Annotated in this window: 21 protein-coding genes; 20 read left to right on the forward strand and 1 reads right to left on the reverse strand. The window is 42.6% G+C overall.

Annotated features, from left to right (window positions below; all coding sequences use genetic code 11):
- Positions 1-47 precede the first annotated feature (47 nt).
- The 7 genes from CEF22_RS03135 (at position 48) to CEF22_RS03165 (ending at position 5,627) form a co-directional block, all read left to right on the forward strand.
- Positions 48-1,187 carry a DUF4097 family beta strand repeat-containing protein gene (locus CEF22_RS03135; RefSeq protein WP_100401720.1) on the forward strand — a complete coding sequence of 380 codons (1,140 nt, stop codon included), beginning with the start codon at positions 48-50 and terminating at the stop codon, positions 1,185-1,187.
- A 2-nt stretch (positions 1,188-1,189) separates the two neighbouring features.
- Complete coding sequence (locus CEF22_RS03140; RefSeq protein ID WP_095480476.1) at positions 1,190-1,537, forward strand: phage holin family protein; 348 nt, start codon at positions 1,190-1,192, stop codon at positions 1,535-1,537.
- A 228-nt stretch (positions 1,538-1,765) separates the two neighbouring features.
- Positions 1,766-2,701 carry an HPr(Ser) kinase/phosphatase gene (hprK, locus tag CEF22_RS03145; protein ID WP_095480475.1) on the forward strand — a complete coding sequence of 312 codons (936 nt, stop codon included), beginning with the start codon at positions 1,766-1,768 and terminating at the stop codon, positions 2,699-2,701.
- 11 nt (positions 2,702-2,712) lie between these two features.
- Entirely contained in the window at positions 2,713-3,525 is an 813-nt protein-coding gene (lgt, locus tag CEF22_RS03150) for a prolipoprotein diacylglyceryl transferase (RefSeq protein ID WP_442857351.1), read from the forward strand.
- 19 nt (positions 3,526-3,544) lie between these two features.
- Positions 3,545-4,495: a nucleoside recognition domain-containing protein gene (locus CEF22_RS03155; protein ID WP_100401722.1), complete on the forward strand. Its 951-nt coding sequence runs from the start codon at positions 3,545-3,547 to the stop codon at positions 4,493-4,495.
- On the forward strand, positions 4,492-5,148 hold the full coding sequence (ppaX, locus tag CEF22_RS03160; RefSeq protein ID WP_100401723.1) for a pyrophosphatase PpaX: 657 nt from the start codon (positions 4,492-4,494) through the stop codon (positions 5,146-5,148). Before CEF22_RS03155 ends, ppaX begins: the two co-directional genes overlap by 4 nt.
- Positions 5,145-5,627: an acyltransferase gene (locus CEF22_RS03165; protein WP_100401724.1), complete on the forward strand. Its 483-nt coding sequence runs from the start codon at positions 5,145-5,147 to the stop codon at positions 5,625-5,627. Before ppaX ends, CEF22_RS03165 begins: the two co-directional genes overlap by 4 nt.
- Positions 5,628-5,648: 21 nt before the next feature.
- Here the strand turns inward: CEF22_RS03165 and CEF22_RS03170 are convergent, their stop codons facing one another.
- Positions 5,649-5,828, reverse strand: coding sequence for a hypothetical protein (locus CEF22_RS03170; RefSeq protein ID WP_232726050.1), 180 nt, complete (start codon positions 5,826-5,828; stop codon positions 5,649-5,651).
- A 141-nt stretch (positions 5,829-5,969) separates the two neighbouring features.
- Here CEF22_RS03170 and CEF22_RS03175 point away from each other — a divergent pair, with 141 nt between their 5' ends.
- The 13 genes from CEF22_RS03175 (at position 5,970) to trxB (ending at position 17,675) form a co-directional block, all read left to right on the forward strand.
- The gene (locus tag CEF22_RS03175) at positions 5,970-6,275 is read left to right on the forward strand and encodes a hypothetical protein (protein ID WP_100401726.1); all 306 of its coding nucleotides are present in this window, start codon (positions 5,970-5,972) and stop codon (positions 6,273-6,275) included.
- A 183-nt stretch (positions 6,276-6,458) separates the two neighbouring features.
- A complete protein-coding gene (locus tag CEF22_RS03180; protein WP_100401727.1) occupies positions 6,459-7,898 on the forward strand; it encodes a carbon starvation CstA family protein in 1,440 nt (479 codons plus the stop codon).
- A gap of 209 nt (positions 7,899-8,107) precedes the next feature.
- Positions 8,108-9,292 (forward strand): ATP phosphoribosyltransferase regulatory subunit, encoded by a 1,185-nt coding sequence (locus tag CEF22_RS03185; protein WP_100401728.1) that lies wholly within the window; start codon positions 8,108-8,110, stop codon positions 9,290-9,292.
- Positions 9,292-9,927: an ATP phosphoribosyltransferase gene (gene hisG / locus CEF22_RS03190; protein ID WP_094833526.1), complete on the forward strand. Its 636-nt coding sequence runs from the start codon at positions 9,292-9,294 to the stop codon at positions 9,925-9,927. The genes CEF22_RS03185 and hisG overlap by 1 nt, the downstream gene beginning before the upstream one ends.
- A gap of 5 nt (positions 9,928-9,932) precedes the next feature.
- Entirely contained in the window at positions 9,933-11,204 is a 1,272-nt protein-coding gene (gene hisD, locus CEF22_RS03195; protein WP_100403889.1) for a histidinol dehydrogenase, read from the forward strand.
- 19 nt (positions 11,205-11,223) lie between these two features.
- Entirely contained in the window at positions 11,224-11,817 is a 594-nt protein-coding gene (gene hisB / locus CEF22_RS03200; RefSeq protein ID WP_232726051.1) for an imidazoleglycerol-phosphate dehydratase HisB, read from the forward strand.
- A complete protein-coding gene (gene hisH, locus CEF22_RS03205) occupies positions 11,818-12,453 on the forward strand; it encodes an imidazole glycerol phosphate synthase subunit HisH (RefSeq protein WP_100401730.1) in 636 nt (211 codons plus the stop codon).
- A complete protein-coding gene (gene hisA / locus CEF22_RS03210) occupies positions 12,450-13,178 on the forward strand; it encodes a 1-(5-phosphoribosyl)-5-[(5-phosphoribosylamino)methylideneamino]imidazole-4-carboxamide isomerase (RefSeq protein WP_100401731.1) in 729 nt (242 codons plus the stop codon). The genes hisH and hisA overlap by 4 nt, the downstream gene beginning before the upstream one ends.
- Positions 13,179-13,937 carry an imidazole glycerol phosphate synthase subunit HisF gene (gene hisF, locus CEF22_RS03215; RefSeq protein ID WP_095480464.1) on the forward strand — a complete coding sequence of 253 codons (759 nt, stop codon included), beginning with the start codon at positions 13,179-13,181 and terminating at the stop codon, positions 13,935-13,937.
- Positions 13,934-14,569 (forward strand): bifunctional phosphoribosyl-AMP cyclohydrolase/phosphoribosyl-ATP diphosphatase HisIE, encoded by a 636-nt coding sequence (gene hisIE / locus CEF22_RS03220; RefSeq protein ID WP_100401732.1) that lies wholly within the window; start codon positions 13,934-13,936, stop codon positions 14,567-14,569. Before hisF ends, hisIE begins: the two co-directional genes overlap by 4 nt.
- Positions 14,570-14,803 (forward strand): hypothetical protein, encoded by a 234-nt coding sequence (locus tag CEF22_RS03225; RefSeq protein ID WP_100401733.1) that lies wholly within the window; start codon positions 14,570-14,572, stop codon positions 14,801-14,803. It begins immediately after the preceding gene.
- Between the two features lie 299 nt (positions 14,804-15,102).
- Complete coding sequence (locus tag CEF22_RS03230; protein WP_100401734.1) at positions 15,103-16,611, forward strand: tetratricopeptide repeat protein; 1,509 nt, start codon at positions 15,103-15,105, stop codon at positions 16,609-16,611.
- A gap of 110 nt (positions 16,612-16,721) precedes the next feature.
- Positions 16,722-17,675 (forward strand): thioredoxin-disulfide reductase, encoded by a 954-nt coding sequence (trxB, locus tag CEF22_RS03235; protein ID WP_100401735.1) that lies wholly within the window; start codon positions 16,722-16,724, stop codon positions 17,673-17,675.

The raw sequence follows: 17,675 nt of genomic DNA on the forward strand, positions 1-17,675 counted from the left end.
CGTATGTAAAGAGGAAAGTCAAATTCAATTACTTGGAGGGACTTGAAATGAACGAAGAGAAAAAGCGAATTTTGAAAATGGTTGAAGATGGAATTATCACCGCAAGCGAAGCGGTGTCGTTAATGGAGGCACTTGAAAAAAATGAGCATTCCACTGCTCAAAAAGATAGTTTCTTTGATGAGTTATTGAACTTCGGACAGAAATTAGGTACCCAAATGCAAGGAGCAGGCAGTCAGCTTCATCAGCCAAAGGATAAATTATTTCAGTTCGTTCAGTCTACGGTTCAAAAACTAAAGGACTTTGAATTTCCTCTTGGAAAAGCGGTCGAATTCTCTCATGTGTTTCATGAGGAAGTCTTCTCACCGAAGCGCTTAAAGGTAGAAATGGCAAATGGCGATTTAACGCTTTTACCTTGGGATGAGCAAGGAGTGAAAGCTGAATGCCATGTGAAGGTATACGGTGCGGAACAAGAAGAGGACGCACGAGAAGAATTTATTAAAAATAGTGTATTCTATGCTCGTGATAACAAATTATCATTCTCCGTCGGCTTGAAATTAATGAAGGTAGATACCGTATTGTATGTGCCGAAAGCAAAAATCGACGATATCTCGATTAAACTATTTAACGGTTCATTGGCTGTAAATGACATTGAAGTGGAAGAGCTAGATGTGAAAACAGGCAATGGCAAAATTGAAGTAAAGAACTGTAAAATGGATGATTTTGAAGGGGAAACAGGCAACGGCCAAATTTACTTAACGAATTGTGAAGGTAAAAAGGTAGAAGCTAACTCCTTTAACGGAGCGATTCATGTGATTGGTTCCGTCGGTGATATTGATGTGAAAACGGTGAACGGCAATGTGTTATGCGATATGAAAACAGGTGCTGTTCATACGATTAAAGCACATGCGATTACTGGAAACGTTGAGGTGTATGTACCAGCCTCTATGGCGATGAAGGGTGAATTACGCACAAACTTTGGCTCGTTCCATTTACCAGAAACGGGCATGAAGACAATGACGGAGAAAGAAGAGATGATTCAAAAGCTCGTTCGATTTGAAAGCGAGAATGAAGCGGATCAACAAGTATTTATTACGGCGGAAACGCGCACAGGCTTGATTACGATTCGCACGATTTCTCCAAAAACGGAAGAAAACGAGCTTATCCCTAAATTAGAGCAAGGTGAGTAAAGATGAGATGGATTGCCGGCATTTTAATTAATGCCCTATTGTTTATTGCGCTTTCAGGCTATTTTACGGGGTTGGAAGTGGATAGTGTGAGCTCAGCTATCATTGCTAGTATTGTGCTATCTATTTTAAACATACTCGTTCGGCCGATTTTAATTATTTTAACGTTGCCGATTACATTCGTGACACTTGGACTCTTTCTGTTTGTCATTAACGCTTTAACGTTAATGTTGACAGATAATATTATGGGGAGTCACTTTGAAATGTCTGGATTTGGCATGGCGCTGTTGATTTCGGTTATAATGGCGCTTGTGAATCTCATTTTACAACTTACGATTTTTCAAAAAGAATAGCTTAAAAGAGGCATCTATCCGTCGATGATTCGGCCGATAGATGCCTCTTTTTTGTGTCGTCTGGGAAAATCAGTCACCAACTTTACTTTATTTTAAGTGATAATAAGAAATAATCGCCTCGGCACATTGTTGTTGATAGAAAAACAATTGAAAAAGAGACACCTATATATGAGATGAGCTGAAAAATGTTACAATATGATCAGACTGCCAGTTGAGGAGGTAGAAAGTTTGGCTAAAGTTCGTACAAAGGATTTGTTAGAGAAGTTTAATTTCGAGCTTGTGAGTGGAGAAGACGGCATTCATCGTCCGATCATCACGAGTGATCTTTCGCGGCCAGGTCTTGAGCTTGCTGGTTTTTTTGATTATTATCCAGCGGAGCGCGTGCAATTGCTTGGCATGACGGAGATGTCGTTTTTCGGTAAGTTGCATCCGGAGGAGAAAACATCCCGGATGGAAAGACTTTGTCATGATACGACACCGGCGATTATTCTTTCACGAGGACAAGAGGTGCCGGAATCATTAATGGAAGCATCGGAGCGAAATGCTGTCCCGGTGATGCGTTCGAAGATGACGACGACGCGGCTTTCAAGTCGGTTGACGAATTATTTAGAAAGCATGCTGGCGCCAACGACGGCGGTGCATGGGGTGTTGGTCGATATTTATGGTGTCGGTGTATTAATTACCGGCCAAAGCGGAGTCGGAAAAAGTGAAACGGCTTTGGAGCTTGTGAAGCGTGGGCATCGACTAGTGGCGGATGATTGTGTTGAAATTCGTCAAGAAGATGAGGATGTACTTGTCGGTAGTGCACCTGAGCTCATTGAACATTTGCTAGAAATTCGTGGGTTAGGGATCATTAACGTGATGACGTTATTTGGTACAGGAGCGATTCGTGGACATAAACGAATTACGTTAAACATTCACTTGGAAGTTTGGGACCCGAAAAAACAGTACGATCGCTTAGGTATTGAAGAAGATAAATTGAAAATTATTGATACAGATATTACGAAAATTACTTTGCCGGTTCGTCCGGGAAGAAACTTGGCGGTTATTATCGAAGTAGCAGCGATGAATTTCCGCTTGAAGCGCCTCGGTATTAACACGGCACAAGAGTTTACGAACAAGCTTGCTAATGTCATTAGCGAGAAAGATCCTGATTTATTATAGAAAGGGGAAAAATGATGGAAGGTTACCCGTTAAACCGCGTGGCGTTCGAGCTTGGTGCATTTCAAGTGCATTGGTACGGTCTTATTATCGGGTGTGGAATTGCGCTCGGTTTTTATTTAGCGACGAAGGAAAGTCAACGTCTCGGTTTAGAAAAAGACACCTTTGCTGATTTACTCATTTGGGCGATTCCAATTGCGATTCTTTGTGCTCGTGTTTATTACGTACTATTTCAATGGGAATATTATTCGCAGCATCCAGCAGATATTATTAAAATTTGGGAAGGTGGCATTGCGATCCACGGGGCATTAATTGGAGCTGTGGCGACGACGATTGCTTTTTCAATGGCAAAAAATATTTCGTTTTGGAAGCTAGCGGATATTGCTGCGCCTAGCATTATTTTGGGCCAGGCGATTGGGCGCTGGGGAAATTTCATGAATCAGGAAGCCCACGGGGGAGAAGTCACTCGTTCCTTTTTAGAGGGCTTGCACTTGCCAGACTTTATCATTAATCAAATGTACATTGAGGGCGTGTATTATCATCCAACGTTTTTATATGAATCGCTGTGGAACTTGCTTGGATTTGCGCTATTGATCGCGTTAAGAAAAGTCAATTTACGACGCGGCGAGATGTTTTTAACATATGTCATTTGGTATTCGATCGGGCGTTTCTTCATTGAAGGCTTGCGGACGGATAGTTTAATGCTTGGCGCGTTAAGAATGGCGCAAGTGATTTCGATCGGGCTAGTGGTAGCGGCAGTTGTCATTTGGATCGTTCGTCGTAAAATGAATACCAAACAAGTGAGATACAATAGTATGGAAAATTGAACATAGGGGAGAGTAAGGGATGATTTCCACGATTAAAAGGGGTTTGTTTGTTGGAGGAAAGACGACTTGGACATTAGGAAAAGTCATTTTTCCAATTACGTTGATCGTCACGATTTTGCAGTTTACACCCGTTTTACCTTGGCTAATGAAATTGATCAGTCCGATCATGGGGATCTTTGGACTGTCAGGGGAAGCGTCCATTCCGCTCGTGTTAGGAAATTTTTTGAATTTATATGCGGGAATTGGGGCGATGCTATCGCTTGATTTAACGGTAAAAGAAGTGTTTATTTTAGCGGTAATGCTGTCATTTTCCCATAATTTATTAATTGAATCGAGCGTCGCAACGAAGGTTGGCGTGAGGATGTCAGTGATGTTAGCCGTCCGCCTTGGCTTGGCGATTGTATCTGGAATTGTGATCAATCTCGTTTGGAAAGGCGGCGGTGAGCTCGCGAAATACGGTATAGCGCCACCCCAGCAAGCGGAGCCAAACGGCTGGGGAGAAATTTTGCTACTTGGCCTTGAAAAAGCAGGGTACGGCGTTTTTCAGCTGGCGTTAATTGTGATTCCGTTAATGGTAATGATACAATTTTTAAAAGATTTAAAATGGCTCGACGTGTTTTCACGGTGGATGGCACCAGTGACGCGGATGCTTGGAATGAAAGAAAATACATCGACGACGTTAGCGGCTGGCCTTTTATTCGGTTTGGCGTACGGTTCGGCTGTGATGATTCAAGCAGTTAAAGATGACGGAGTGAGTCGTAAAGATGTCACGATCGCTTTTATCTTTTTAGTTGCTTGTCATGCTGTTGTGGAGGATACGTTGATTTTCGTGCCGCTTGGACTCACGGGCTGGACATTGCTCGCTCTATTTTTGATCCGAGTAATTGTCGCCATTATCTTAACTCTGATCGTCTCAACATTATGGAGACGTGCTGAAATTGCGGAAAGAAAGGAAGCAACTTTATCATGAAAAACATTACAACTTTGCTGTTTGACTTAGATGGTACATTAATTAATACAAATGAATTAATTATCGCTTCATTTTTGCATACACTAGATCATTATTTCCCGAATCAATATCAGCGGGAAGATGTGTATCCATTTATGGGACCGACACTTGTTGAAACATTTAGTAGCATCGATCCCGAGCGAGTCGATGAAATGGTCAATCGCTATCGTACATATAACTTAGCTAAGCATGATGAGTTAGTGACAGAGTTTGAAGGGGTGTATGACACGATCCGCACGTTGAAAGAGAATGGCTATAAGCTGGCGATCGTTTCCACGAAAATGCGTGATACTGTCATTAAGGGCTTGAAACTGACGGGGCTGTATGGCTTTTTCGAAGTGATTGTCGCACTTGATGATGTGACGGAACCGAAGCCAGATCCAGAGCCGTTGCAAAAAGCTTTAGCAGCACTCGGCTCGACAGCAGAGGAAGCGATGATGATCGGTGATAACTATCACGATATTGAAGGTGGACACAATGCCGGTACATTGACAGCTGGAGTCGCTTGGTCGGTAAAAGGGAAAGAGTTTTTACAAACATTTAACCCGGATTACATGTTAGAGACGATGCCAGAGCTTTTAGATATTTTACAAGTAGGCACTGTGAAACAATGAGACGAACGGAGCGGTACAAAGTAGAGGGCGGCAACTCGCTTTGGAATATTTACAAAACCGTTTCGTTTTGGAAAACCTTTAAAAACACGGCCATCATTGAAATTGGTCGCTTCATACCGTTTATGGGGTTGAAAAATAGCTTGTATCGCACGTTTCTTGGCATGAACATTGGTGAACAAACAGCACTTGCCTATAAAGTGGTGCCTGACATTATGTTTCCAGAGTACATCACGATCGGTCGCAACTCGATTGTCGGTTATAATACCGTGATTCTCGCGCACGAATATTTAATCGATGAATATCGTCTTGGTAAGGTAATTATCGGTGACAATGTGATGATCGGCGCTAATTGTACGATTTTGCCGGGCGTGACGATCGGCGACGGAGCAGTCGTTTCTGCCGCGACCCTCGTTCATCGAGATGTCCCACCCGGTGCCTTTGCCGGGGGGAATCCGATGCAAATTAAAGACAAGAAATAACCTCTTCGCATGTGGAAGAGGTTATTCAGATTTATTTTCTAATTGATCGATCTTATCCTCTAGTCGCTGCAACTGTTCATTTCGTTTTTTCGTCGAACGAATAAAATACATCGTAGCCACAATGACGATTGCAGGGATTCCTAACACAAATAGCAACATAAACAGTTGGAACACGATATCCCCAGTGTTAATACTAGCCAAAACGCTCACCTCTAGTTACCTATTTACGGTTATTATACCATATGTTGTTATTAGAGGGGAATCAATCGCCTGTCGGGGCTAATCTTTTGTAGATTTTTCAATGATCAAGATCTACATCATAAAAAATAAGGGGGTGCTAACGTGGAGTTAGTCATAGCAATTGCGTCTGTTGTAATAGTGGGAGGAATTATAGTCTATGTGATTGAAAGACTTAAACATAAATATAACCAAGGTAATCTAGGAAAGAAAAAATCAAAAGGCGCTCAAAATTTATTAGATAGTTTAATGCCGATGGGAATGCTTTTTGGTTGTGCGATCGGTGTGATTTTTGGCGTGTTTTTCCCGATCCCCCTCGCATTTACAATTAGTTTAGGAGCTGGAATAGGCTATTTATTTGGCTTTTTCGCTTATGAGATTTATAGAAAAAAAAGAAACGACGATTCGTAAATGGCTATCTTCTAGAAACAGGTGCGTTAGTGAAAATAGAAAAAATTATTTCAAAATAGAACAAAGCTATTAATAAACTCATTATTTACTTGTTTTTTTCAAAAAAAAGCTTGTATTTTAATTTTTCAGAATATAAAATGTATATTAAATTATTTGACACCTAACATCAGGAGGAGACATATTATGGTGACATTTATTGCAGCTTTGTTAGTACTTTTTGTTGGTTATGCGGTGTATTCAAAGGTGGTTGAGCGTGTGTTTGTTATTGATGATGAGCAACCGACACCAGCTTATACACAGCAAGATGGATTAGATTATATGCCGATGAGTTGGTGGAAGGGCTCGTTAATTCAATTATTAAATATTGCAGGATTAGGTCCAATTTTTGGGGCGGTTGCAGGAGCTTTATATGGTCCAGTGGCTTTTATTTGGATTGTAGTTGGTTGTATTTTTGCGGGGGCGGTTCATGATTATTTTTCTGGAATGTTATCGCTAAGACATGGTGGGGCTCAATTTCCGACGCTAGTTGGTCAATATTTAGGTAAAACAGTAAAAACAATGATCAATGCTATTTCTATTATATTAATGATTTTAGTAGCGGCGGCTTTTACAGCAGGGCCTGCGCAGTTGATCGCACAAATCACTCCGTTAAATTTCACAGCTGGTTTGATTCTTGTTTTTATTTATTTTTTATTAGCGGCTGTGTTACCAGTGAATAAAGTGATTGGTAAAATTTATCCGATATTTGGTGCGATATTAATCTTTATGGCGATGGCGATTGCCGTAGCTTTATTGTTTGGGGATAAGCCGATTCCAAATATAACATTGGAAAATCTTCATCCCGGTGAATTGCCGATTTGGCCATTGTTGATGGTAACGATTTCTTGCGGAGCGATTTCTGGATTCCATAGTACACAAAGTCCAATTGTTGCTCGGACGATGAAAAAGGAGTCAGAAGGTCGTAAAGTATTTTATGGCGCGATGATTGGTGAAGGGGTCATTGCTTTAATTTGGGCGGCTGCTGGCATGACGTTCTTTGGCGGAACGGAAGGGCTTCAAGCAGCATTAGCGGCAGGTGGTCCGGCTGGAGTAGTCAATGAAATTTCGACTTCGTTATTGGGAACGCTTGGTGGCATACTAGCTGTACTAGGAGTGATTATTTTACCGATTACAACGGGAGATACAGCACTTCGATCATCGCGAATGATGTTGACAGAACTTGCTGTTAGATGGGTGAATCCTGATAAGAAAAGTGTAGTCTTCTTATTAACAATTGTAGTGAGTGTACCGACTTTATTTTTAGCCACAATTGATTATTCATTTTTATGGCGATATGTTGGATGGACGAACCAAGTAGTGGCAACGGTAATGTTATGGACGGCGACTTCTTACTTATTAAAAGAAGGAAAAGCTCATTGGATGACTGGGCTTCCAGCATTGTTCATGACAGGGGTAGTTTGTACGTACATTTTCTATGCGCCTGAAGGATTTGCAATGGATTATTCAATTTCTTTAATAATCGGTGGTGTTCTGACTTTAGGAATCTTCTTATTATATGTATGGCAAATTATTCAGCATAAACAGGCAAAGATAACAGCAAGAAAAGCGGAAGTCCCTGCTTAGTGACTAGCTAGACAAAAGAAAAGCGGAAGCAATTATGAACTAAACAAACTCAAAAGGGGACTCGTCGACTATCGAGTCCCCTTTTTCAAACTTTCTGTTAATTCCCTTGACGTAAATAGTCAGAAACGTTAAAATACTAATAACTTCACTATGGTAATATATTAGCGAACTAAAGGATTTTGAAAAATATAAGCGGTCGGGTGATGAAGATGTCAAAACTGTTCATGTTTGAAAAGCCTGTAGGGATGAGGGATACGCTTCCTCATATATATGAAACGAAGCGTCAGTTAAAAGATTCAATTGAACGACAAATGAAAAGCTTTGGCTACCAGTTTATTGAGACGCCAGCTTTAGAATATTACGATACGGTTGGAGAGGCATCGGCGATTTTAGATCAGCAGCTATTTAAATTGCTGGATCAACAAGGGAACACTCTTGTGCTTCGACCGGATATGACGACGCCAATAGCAAGAACGGCGGCTTCTAAATTGTTGAAAGAGCAAGTGCCACTTCGCCTCGCGTATTCAGCGAATGTGTATCGTGCGCAACAGCGTGAAGGAGGGCGAGCAGCTGAATTTGCTCAAATTGGTGTTGAAAATATTGGCGATGAAACGATTAGTGCGGATGCTGAGGTGATTGCGTTAATGGTCTCGGCGTTGAAAGAAGCGGGCTTAAAGCAATTTCAAGTGTCGATCGGTCATATTCGCTTTGTCGAAGAGCTATTTCAGCAAATTCTTGGGACGGAAGAGAGAGCGAGCACGCTTCGCCGCTATTTATATGAAAAAAATTATGTCGGCTACCGTGAGCATGTCCGTGCCCTTTCTTTATCGTCGATTGACAAGCAACGTCTATTGAAATTTTTACATTTACACGGCAATGAAGATTGCTTACAAATGGCGGCTGAGTTAATCGAAGGTGGAGCCGGTAAGGAAGCGATTGAGGAGTTACGTCAATTGATCGAGCTGTTAAAAGATTACGGCATCGACCAATATATTAAATTTGATTTATCGCTCGTCAGTCATATGAGTTATTATACGGGCATTTTATTTGAAACGTATGCTGATGGGGTCGGTTATCCTGTCGGTAACGGAGGACGCTACAATAATTTATTGGAAAAATTCGGGCAACCAGCTAGTGCGACTGGCTTTGGTTTAAGGCTTGATTTTCTGCTTGAAGCAGTCGGTGAGCTAGTGGAAACGGAACAAGTTCATTGTCTCATTTTCAGTAAAGAGCGCCGCAAAGAAGCGATTGAAGCGGCGGCTGAGCTTCGAGCCCAAGGGGAAAAAGTTGTGCTACAAGATTTGGCTGGCGTGAAAGATGTGGATCGTTTTACAAGCGCCTGCGGAAATGTCAGTTATTATGTTGGGCAAGCGAAGAATGGAGGGGAAAGCTAATGTCGATGTTAACGATCGCAATGCCGAAAGGACGAATCTTTGAAGAAGCGGCTGATTTATTACGGCAAGCGGGATATCAGCTTCCTCCTGAATTCGATGAGTCTCGCAAATTAATTATTGAAGTGCCAGAAGAAAATTTACGCTTCTTTTTAGCCAAACCGATGGATGTCGCGACTTATGTTGAATATGGTGTCGCTGACCTTGGAATCGCTGGAAAAGATGTGCTATTAGAAGAAGAACGCGATGTGTATGAGCTCCTTGATTTACAAATTAGTCCTTGTTATTTAGCGGTTGCTGGGTTGCCGAATACGTCGATGAGCGAAGTGGCACCAAAAATTGCAACGAAATATCCGAATGTGGCATCGACTTATTTTCGCGAGCAAGGAGAACAAGTTGAAATTATTAAGTTAAATGGGTCGATTGAATTGGCGCCATTAATCGGGTTAGCCGACCGCATCGTTGATATTGTTTCCACGGGGCGGACGTTAAAGGAAAATGGCTTAGTTGAATACGAAACGATTGTGGGAATTACGTCGCGATTAATTGTCAATCCAGTCAGCTACCGCATGAAGGATAGGGAGATTCAAACGTTAGTAGATCGACTCACCGAGATTATTTCAGAAAAGGTCGTGTGAACATGATGAAAATCGAAAAAGTAACAGGTGATTTGACGCTGAAACGATCGGTCGATAGCGGCACAGAAGAGCAACGTGCCACCGTTCAAGAGATTATTCGCACTGTCCGCTCACAAGGCGATCAAGCATTAAGAGAATTAACGGAAAAGTTTGACGGAGCGAAATTAGATAGCTTAAAAGTCACACAAGAAGAAGTGAATGAAGCATATGAGCAATTGCCGAAGCAGATGGTTGATATTATTCAAGAAGCGGCTGACAATATTTTCACTTTTCATCAAAAGCAACTGAGACAAACGTGGATGTACAGCGACCAATACGGCTCAATACTTGGTCAAAAAATGACCCCACTCGATTCAGCGGGTGTATATGTACCAGGAGGAACGGCTGCTTATCCATCGTCTGTACTCATGAATGTAATGCCGGCGAAAGTAGCAGGCGTTGAGCGAATTGTGATGGTATCGCCACCGGGCAAAGATGGCCGTCTACCAGCAGGAGTTCTTGTCGCTGCTGATATTGCGGGCGTGAAAGAAATATATAAAGTCGGCGGTGCTCAAGCGGTTGCGGCACTTGCCTACGGAACCGAAACGATTCAACCTGTGGATAAAATTACAGGGCCGGGAAATATTTATGTGGCGTTAGCGAAACGAGAAGTATTTGGTGATGTTGACATTGATATGATCGCTGGACCAAGTGAAATTGCGGTGCTTGCTGATGACACAGCTTGTCCACAAGAAATTGCGGCCGACCTGTTATCGCAAGCGGAGCATGACCCGCGCGCAAGCAGTGTACTCGTCACGACGTCTGATGCATTAGCAAAAGCGACAGCAAAAGAAGTCGAACGACAATTAGCGGAACTGCCGCGTGAAGAAATTGCACGTGCTTCGATTGAAAGCTATGGAGCGATCTATGTGGCGAAAGATATGGATGAAGCAGTGGCAACGATTAACCAACTCGCACCAGAACATTTGGAAATTATGACGGAACAGGCGTTAGAGATCGTCAAAGATATTCGTCATGCAGGGGCGATTTTTGTGGGACGCTACAGTTCGGAGCCTATCGGTGACTATTTTGCCGGGCCGAATCATGTGTTGCCGACGAACGGAACCGCTCGTTTTTCGAGCCCACTCAACGTCGATGATTTCATGAAAAAGTCCAGCATTATTATGTATAGCGAACAAGCATACAATGAAAATTATCAAAAGATTGCCGCTTTTGCTCGATTAGAAGGACTTGAGGCTCATGCACGAGCGGTCGAGATCCGAGCGGAGAAAAAATAACATAAATGAGGTGTCGAGTGTGAGTAAGCGGATAGCGGAATTGAATCGTAATACAAACGAAACGAAAATTAACTTGAATTTTTCGATCGATGGAGAAGGAAAAGCGGAGGTTGAGACAGGCGTGCCGTTTATGGATCATATGTTGGATCTGTTTACTAAGCATGGTCAGTTTGATTTAACGGTGAAAGCGGATGGAGATGTGGAAATCGATGATCACCATACGACAGAAGATATCGGCATTTGTCTTGGGTTAGCATTGAAAGAAGCGCTTGGAGATAAAAAGGGAATTAAGCGTTATGGCAATGCGTTCGTGCCGATGGATGAAACGCTCGCGCAAGTCGTTGTCGATTTAAGCAATCGTCCGCATTTCGAAATACGTGGAGCGGACTTTCCTTCGCAAAAAGTCGGTACATTTGATACGGAACTCGTTCATGAATTTTTATGGAAACTGGCATTAGAAGCACGAATGAATTTGCATGTCATTATTCACTACGGACAAAATACACATCATATGATTGAAGCGGTCTTTAAAGCACTGGCTCGCGCACTCGATGAAGCGACGATGATCGATCCACGTGTGAAAGGTGTGCCTTCGACGAAAGGAATGTTGTAAATGATCGGGATTGTCGATTATGGAATGGGGAATTTATTTAGCGTCAGTAAAGCATTAGAGCGAATGAAAGTTCCTTATATTATTAGCGATTCGCCGGAAGAGCTGGATCAGATGAAAGGGTTAATTTTACCTGGGGTTGGAGCCTTTAAAGATGCGATGGCTTTATTGCAAAATACGAAGCTAGATCATTTTTTAAAAGGGTATGTGGAAAGCGGTCGTCCGCTCCTTGGGATTTGTCTTGGGATGCAGCTGTTATTTGAAGAAAGCGAAGAAAATGGCTGTTTTCAAGGACTGGGCTTATTAAAAGGCCGAGTCACTCGTATTCCGTCTGAACTGGCGGGGGAAAAAGTGAAAGTGCCTCATATGGGATGGAATGAGTTGACATTTCATCAAGATTCGCCTGTGTTGCAAGGAGTCGATCAAGGGTTTGTCTACTTTGTTCACTCGTACTATGTGAGTGAAATGAGAGAAGAGGATTTACTCGCAAACACAGTGTATAACGTTGGTATTCCGGCAGTCGTTGGCCATAAAAATGTATTTGGAATGCAATTTCACCCAGAAAAAAGTGGAGAAGTGGGCATGCAATTACTGAGAAATTTTGCAAAAGCAATGGAGCAATCGGAGGCGATATTATGAGTTTTGTCATCTATCCGGCGATCGATATGCGCGGTGGCAAATGCGTACGATTAACGCAAGGGGATTATAATAAGGAAACGATTTATGGCGATTCTCCATTTGATATGGCGAAATCATTCGTTGACGAAGGAGCGGAATGGATTCACATGGTTGACCTTGATGGCGCGAAAGATGGGGAGCGGATCAATGACCGTTTTGTGATTGAAGCGGCGCAGAAGTTATCGGCGAAAGTGCAAATCGGTGGAGGCATTCGCACGGAAGAGGATGTTCGTCATTATTTAGATAATGGCGTGGATCGAGTCATTATTGGTAGTTTGGCTGTTTCTAAGCCAGAGCTTGTGAAGGAATGGCTTCGTAAGTATGGAGATAAAATAGCGATCGGTTTAGATGCGAAAGACGGCTTTGTCGCCACACATGGTTGGCTTGAAACGTCTTCTTTAAAAGCAGTCGACCTTGGCAAGGAGTTAGCGGAGGCTGGAGCGGAAACGTTTATTTTTACCGATATTGCGACGGATGGCATGCTTTCTGGCCCGAATATTGAGGCGGTGGCGGAACTAGCTCGTGCTACAGGAAAAAGCGTTATTGCTTCTGGCGGAGTCAGTTCACTAGCGGATGTACATAAGGTGAAGCAGTATATACAGGACGGAGTAAGTGGGGTCATCGTAGGGAAAGCGATTTACACGGGTCAGTTTACTGTTCGAGAAGCATTGGAAGAGGTGAGGTAAATGGTTACAAAACGAATTATTCCATGCTTAGATGTGAAGGATGGCCGGGTTGTTAAAGGGATTCAATTTGTGCAAATTCGCGATGCGGGTGATCCAGTCGAGCTTGCACGTATTTATGATGACCAAGGTGCGGATGAGCTTGTTTTTCTTGATATTTCGGCGTCTCATGAAGGGCGGAAAACGATGGTCGATGTCGTGCAAGCGGTCGCTTCGGAACTAGCGATTCCTTTTACTGTTGGTGGCGGAATTAACTCGCTTGATGATATGAAGCGGATGCTTCGTGCCGGGGCGGATAAAGTGTCCGTCAATACAGCCGCTGTCCTACGCCCAGAGTTGATTTCAGAAGGAGCCGACTATTTTGGCTCGCAATGTATCGTTCTCGCAGTGGATGCAAAGTGGGATGAGGCGCTCGGTTCATGGCGTGTGTATACACACGGTGGTCGCAAAGAGACGGAGCGTGAAGTAATTGCTTGGGTGAAAGAAGCAGTTGAGCGCGGGGCTGGTGAAATTTTATTAACAAGCATGGACAGTGACGGCGAGAAAAAAGGTTTTGATCTCTCCTTGACGAAGGCTGTGAGCGAGGCGGTCGATGTGCCGGTCATTGCTTCAGGTGGAGCAGGAAATGCCGAGCACTTTCTCGAAGTATTTAATGAAGGAAAAGCGGATGCGGCACTTGCAGCTTCCATTTTCCATTATAAAGAAACAAGCGTAAACGAAGTAAAAAGCTTTTTAAAAAGTCAAGGAGTGAAAATGAGATGAGTGTAAACATTGACGATTTAAAGTTTGATGAAAAAGGGCTAATTCCTGCGGTCGTTCAAGATGCGGCAACCTATGAGGTGTTGACACTTGCTTACATGAATAAAGAGTCACTGCAAAAAACGATCGAATCCGGTGAAACGTGGTTCTTTAGCCGCTCCCGTCAGGAATTGTGGCATAAAGGAGAAACGAGCGGTCACACACAGAAAGTCGTCAATATTAAATATGATTGCGATCAAGATGCACTTGTTGTGTTAGTGAAGCCTGTGGGTCCTGCTTGTCACTTAGGAACAACTAGTTGCTTTGAGCACTCCTTGTACGGTGAGCAAACGGAAACACTGCCTTATGTCATTTTACATAAGCTAGAGGAAGTCATCGCTGAAAGAGAAGAAAACCGACCTGAAGGAGCGTATACGACATACTTATTTGAAAAAGGCGTCGATAAAATTTTGAAGAAAGTCGGAGAAGAAGCAGCTGAAGTCATCATCGCCGCGAAAAATCGTGACAAAGATGAATTGCAATGGGAATCGGCTGACTTACTGTACCACCTATTGGTCTTGTTGCGTGAGCAAAAAGTAGAATTGGCGGATGTTCTTGGTGTACTAGCGAAACGTCACGAGGAAAAATCGAAATAAATGAATGGAAAAGCGGGGGACGTGCCTCGCTTTTTTATCGTGTGGGTGAGGTGGGAAGGCGGTGGTGTAGGCGTTTCATCAACGTTACGGAGCGCTTCTTCGATGTTGTATCCGTTTCATCAACGTTACGGAGCGCTTCATCGATGTTATAGCCGTTTCATCGACGTTACCGGACTGTTCTTCGATGTTATAGCCGTTTCATCAACGTTACCGGACTGTTCTTCGATGTTATAGCCGTTTCATCAACGTTACCGGACTGTTCTTCAATGTTGTAGCCATTTCATCAACGTTATCGAGCTGTTCTTCGATGTTATAGCCGTTTCTTCAACGTTACAGGAGTGTTCTTCGATGTTGTAGCCATTTCTTCAACGTTATCGAGCTGTTTCTTCGCTGTTACCACCCGTTTCTTCAACGTTCCAGCGCCCACCCTCTTTTTCCAATAATGTCGCTATCCATTTTTGTTTTTTGCGCCTGATGATTTCTTTTATATGGTATACTACATAGGTTAAGTATAAATGGCTCGGAGGATTTACATGAGAAAACACTCAAAGTTACGGGAGGAGCAGGGGAAAGTGATCTCCTTTTTGCCGACAGGTGAGTATTATTATAAAAAAGGGTTAAAGGCTCTGAGTAAAAGGGAGCTACCTAAGGCAAAAAAATATTTATCACGTGCGATGGATTTAGAGCCGCTGGAGCCGATGATTGCTTGTCAACTAGCAATTGTTGAAACGGAACTTGGAAATTTTGAACAGTCGAATGGACTGCTTCATTTTATACTGGATGATTTAGATCCGCTCATTAGTGAATGCCATTATTTTTTAGCTAATAACTATGCGCATATGGGAATGTTTAAAGAAGCATTTAAACATGTGCAAGCTTATTTAGAGCAGGATGAGCAAGGGGACTTTCGCGACGATGCGGAAGATTTGTTAGATTTAATTACGATGGATGGCGAAGGAGAACTGGATGATCTTTATGCACAAGATGATTTAATTACGATGCAGGAAGAGGCTCGTTTTCTTCTTGAGGGCGGTAGCTACGAAAAGGCCATTGAACGTTTAGAAGCCCTTATAGAAAAATATCCTGATTTTTGGTCTGCTTATAATAATTTAGCACTTGCTCATTTTTATTTAGGACATATTGAAAAAGCTCATGATGTGCTCAATGATGTGTTGGAGAAAAGTCCAGGGAATTTACATGCATTAAGTAATATGGCGGTTTTTATGTATTACGAAAAGCAATACGGGTTACTGAAGGAGTTAGTTGAGCTTTTGAAGAAAATTAACCCGCTTTTGCCGGAACAACAATATAAGCTAGGAGCTACGTTTGCTTTAATTGGTCAATATGAAGAGGCGTATCGATGGTTAAAAAAACTGTATAAACGCGGCTTCGAGGGAGAATCATCGTTTTATTATTGGCTCGCTTATTCGGCTTACTTCACTGGGCGGGAGAAAGTGGCACGTAAAGCTTGGAAATACGTGTTGCAACACAGCCCCGAAAAAGAAGGTTTGGAGCCTTGGAATGCAGATGATCGTCAAAAGGAAGGGCTGGAGCATCATCCAGCGACAATCGTCCGCCGATTAAATAGCGAATACGAAGAAGAGCGTTTATTCGGTATTTTTTTATTTTCGCTATCGGACGATCAAAAGCAGGTGATGAGTCATCCGGATTTTTGTGAGATTGAATCCCTTGATTTTCGGGAAAAAATATACTTAGCTACTGTGTTAGGGATGCCGATCACAGAGCAGTTGAAGGATGAAGCAAACGTTCAATTAGCTCATCAAACAGCGTTGATATTACATGGACAGTTTCAGCCGATCGGTGCGGAGGAAGCTGGCTTAATTATGTTGTGGTTTACCGTCTTTCATGAGATGGAGCAAGCAACAAAGATGAAAAATCCATCTGCTTTTGCGGCAGCGACAGAATATGTGTGGCGAAAGTTCCGTGGAGAAAAAGAGTCGCAAGCAAGTCTCGCTGAAAAGTATGACGTATCCCTCTCGACAGTGAAGAAATATGTCAAATTTGTGAGGGAACATCTTTAATAAGCATAAAAATAGACGAATCGTGACACATTGAGTACGATATGAGTATAGAATGAAAAATACGTTTTAGGGTATATTTAAAATGAGAGTAAATAAAGGAGTGGCTTACTTTGACAGCAGAAGAAAAAGTGTATGACGTCATTATCATTGGTGCAGGGCCAGCAGGGATGACAGCCGCTGTTTACACCTCTCGTGCGAATCTTTCAACATTAATGATTGAGCGCGGTGTACCAGGTGGGCAAATGGCAAATACGGAAGAAGTAGAAAACTATCCGGGATATGATCATATTCTTGGGCCAGAGTTATCGACGAAAATGTTTGACCATGCGAAGAAGTTCGGAGCGGAATATGCTTATGGCGATATTAAGGAAATTATTGACGGCAAAGAATATAAAACGATTGACGCTGGAACGAAACAATATAAAGCTCGTGCCGTAATCATCACAACAGGTGCGGAATATAAGAAAATCGGCGTACCAGGTGAAAAAGAATTAGGCGGCCGCGGCGTTTCTTATTGTGCGGTTTGTGACGGTGCTTTCTTTAAAGAGAAAGAGCTAGTCGTTGTCGGTGGCGGAGATTCTGCCGTAGAAGAAGGTGTGTACTTAACTCGCTTTGCGAAAAAAGTAACGATTGTTCACCGTCGTGATCAATTGCGTGCGCAAAAAATTCTTCAAGATCGTGCATTTAGCAACGAGAAAGTAGATTTCATTTGGAACCATACTGTGAAGCAAATCAATGAAAAAGACGGCAAGGTTGGTAGCTTAACGCTCGTTTCTACTGAAAATGGCGAAGAACGTGAATTCGAAGCGGACGGCGTGTTCATTTATGTTGGTATGGTTCCATTGACGAAGCCATTTGAAAGCCTTGGCATCACGAATGAAGCTGGTTATGTTGTAACGAACGATCAAATGGAAACGAAAGTTGCTGGTATTTACGCAGCGGGCGATGTTCGTGAAAAAACACTTCGTCAAATTGTCACAGCAACAGGAGATGGAAGCATCGCCGCTCAATCGGCACAGCATTTTATTGAAGAATTGAAAGCAGAGTTAGGGGTTAAAGCGTAA

It is taken from the genome of Bacillus sp. FJAT-42315, from assembly GCF_002797375.1.
Taxonomy (GTDB): Bacteria; Bacillota; Bacilli; order Bacillales; family Domibacillaceae; genus Bacillus_CE.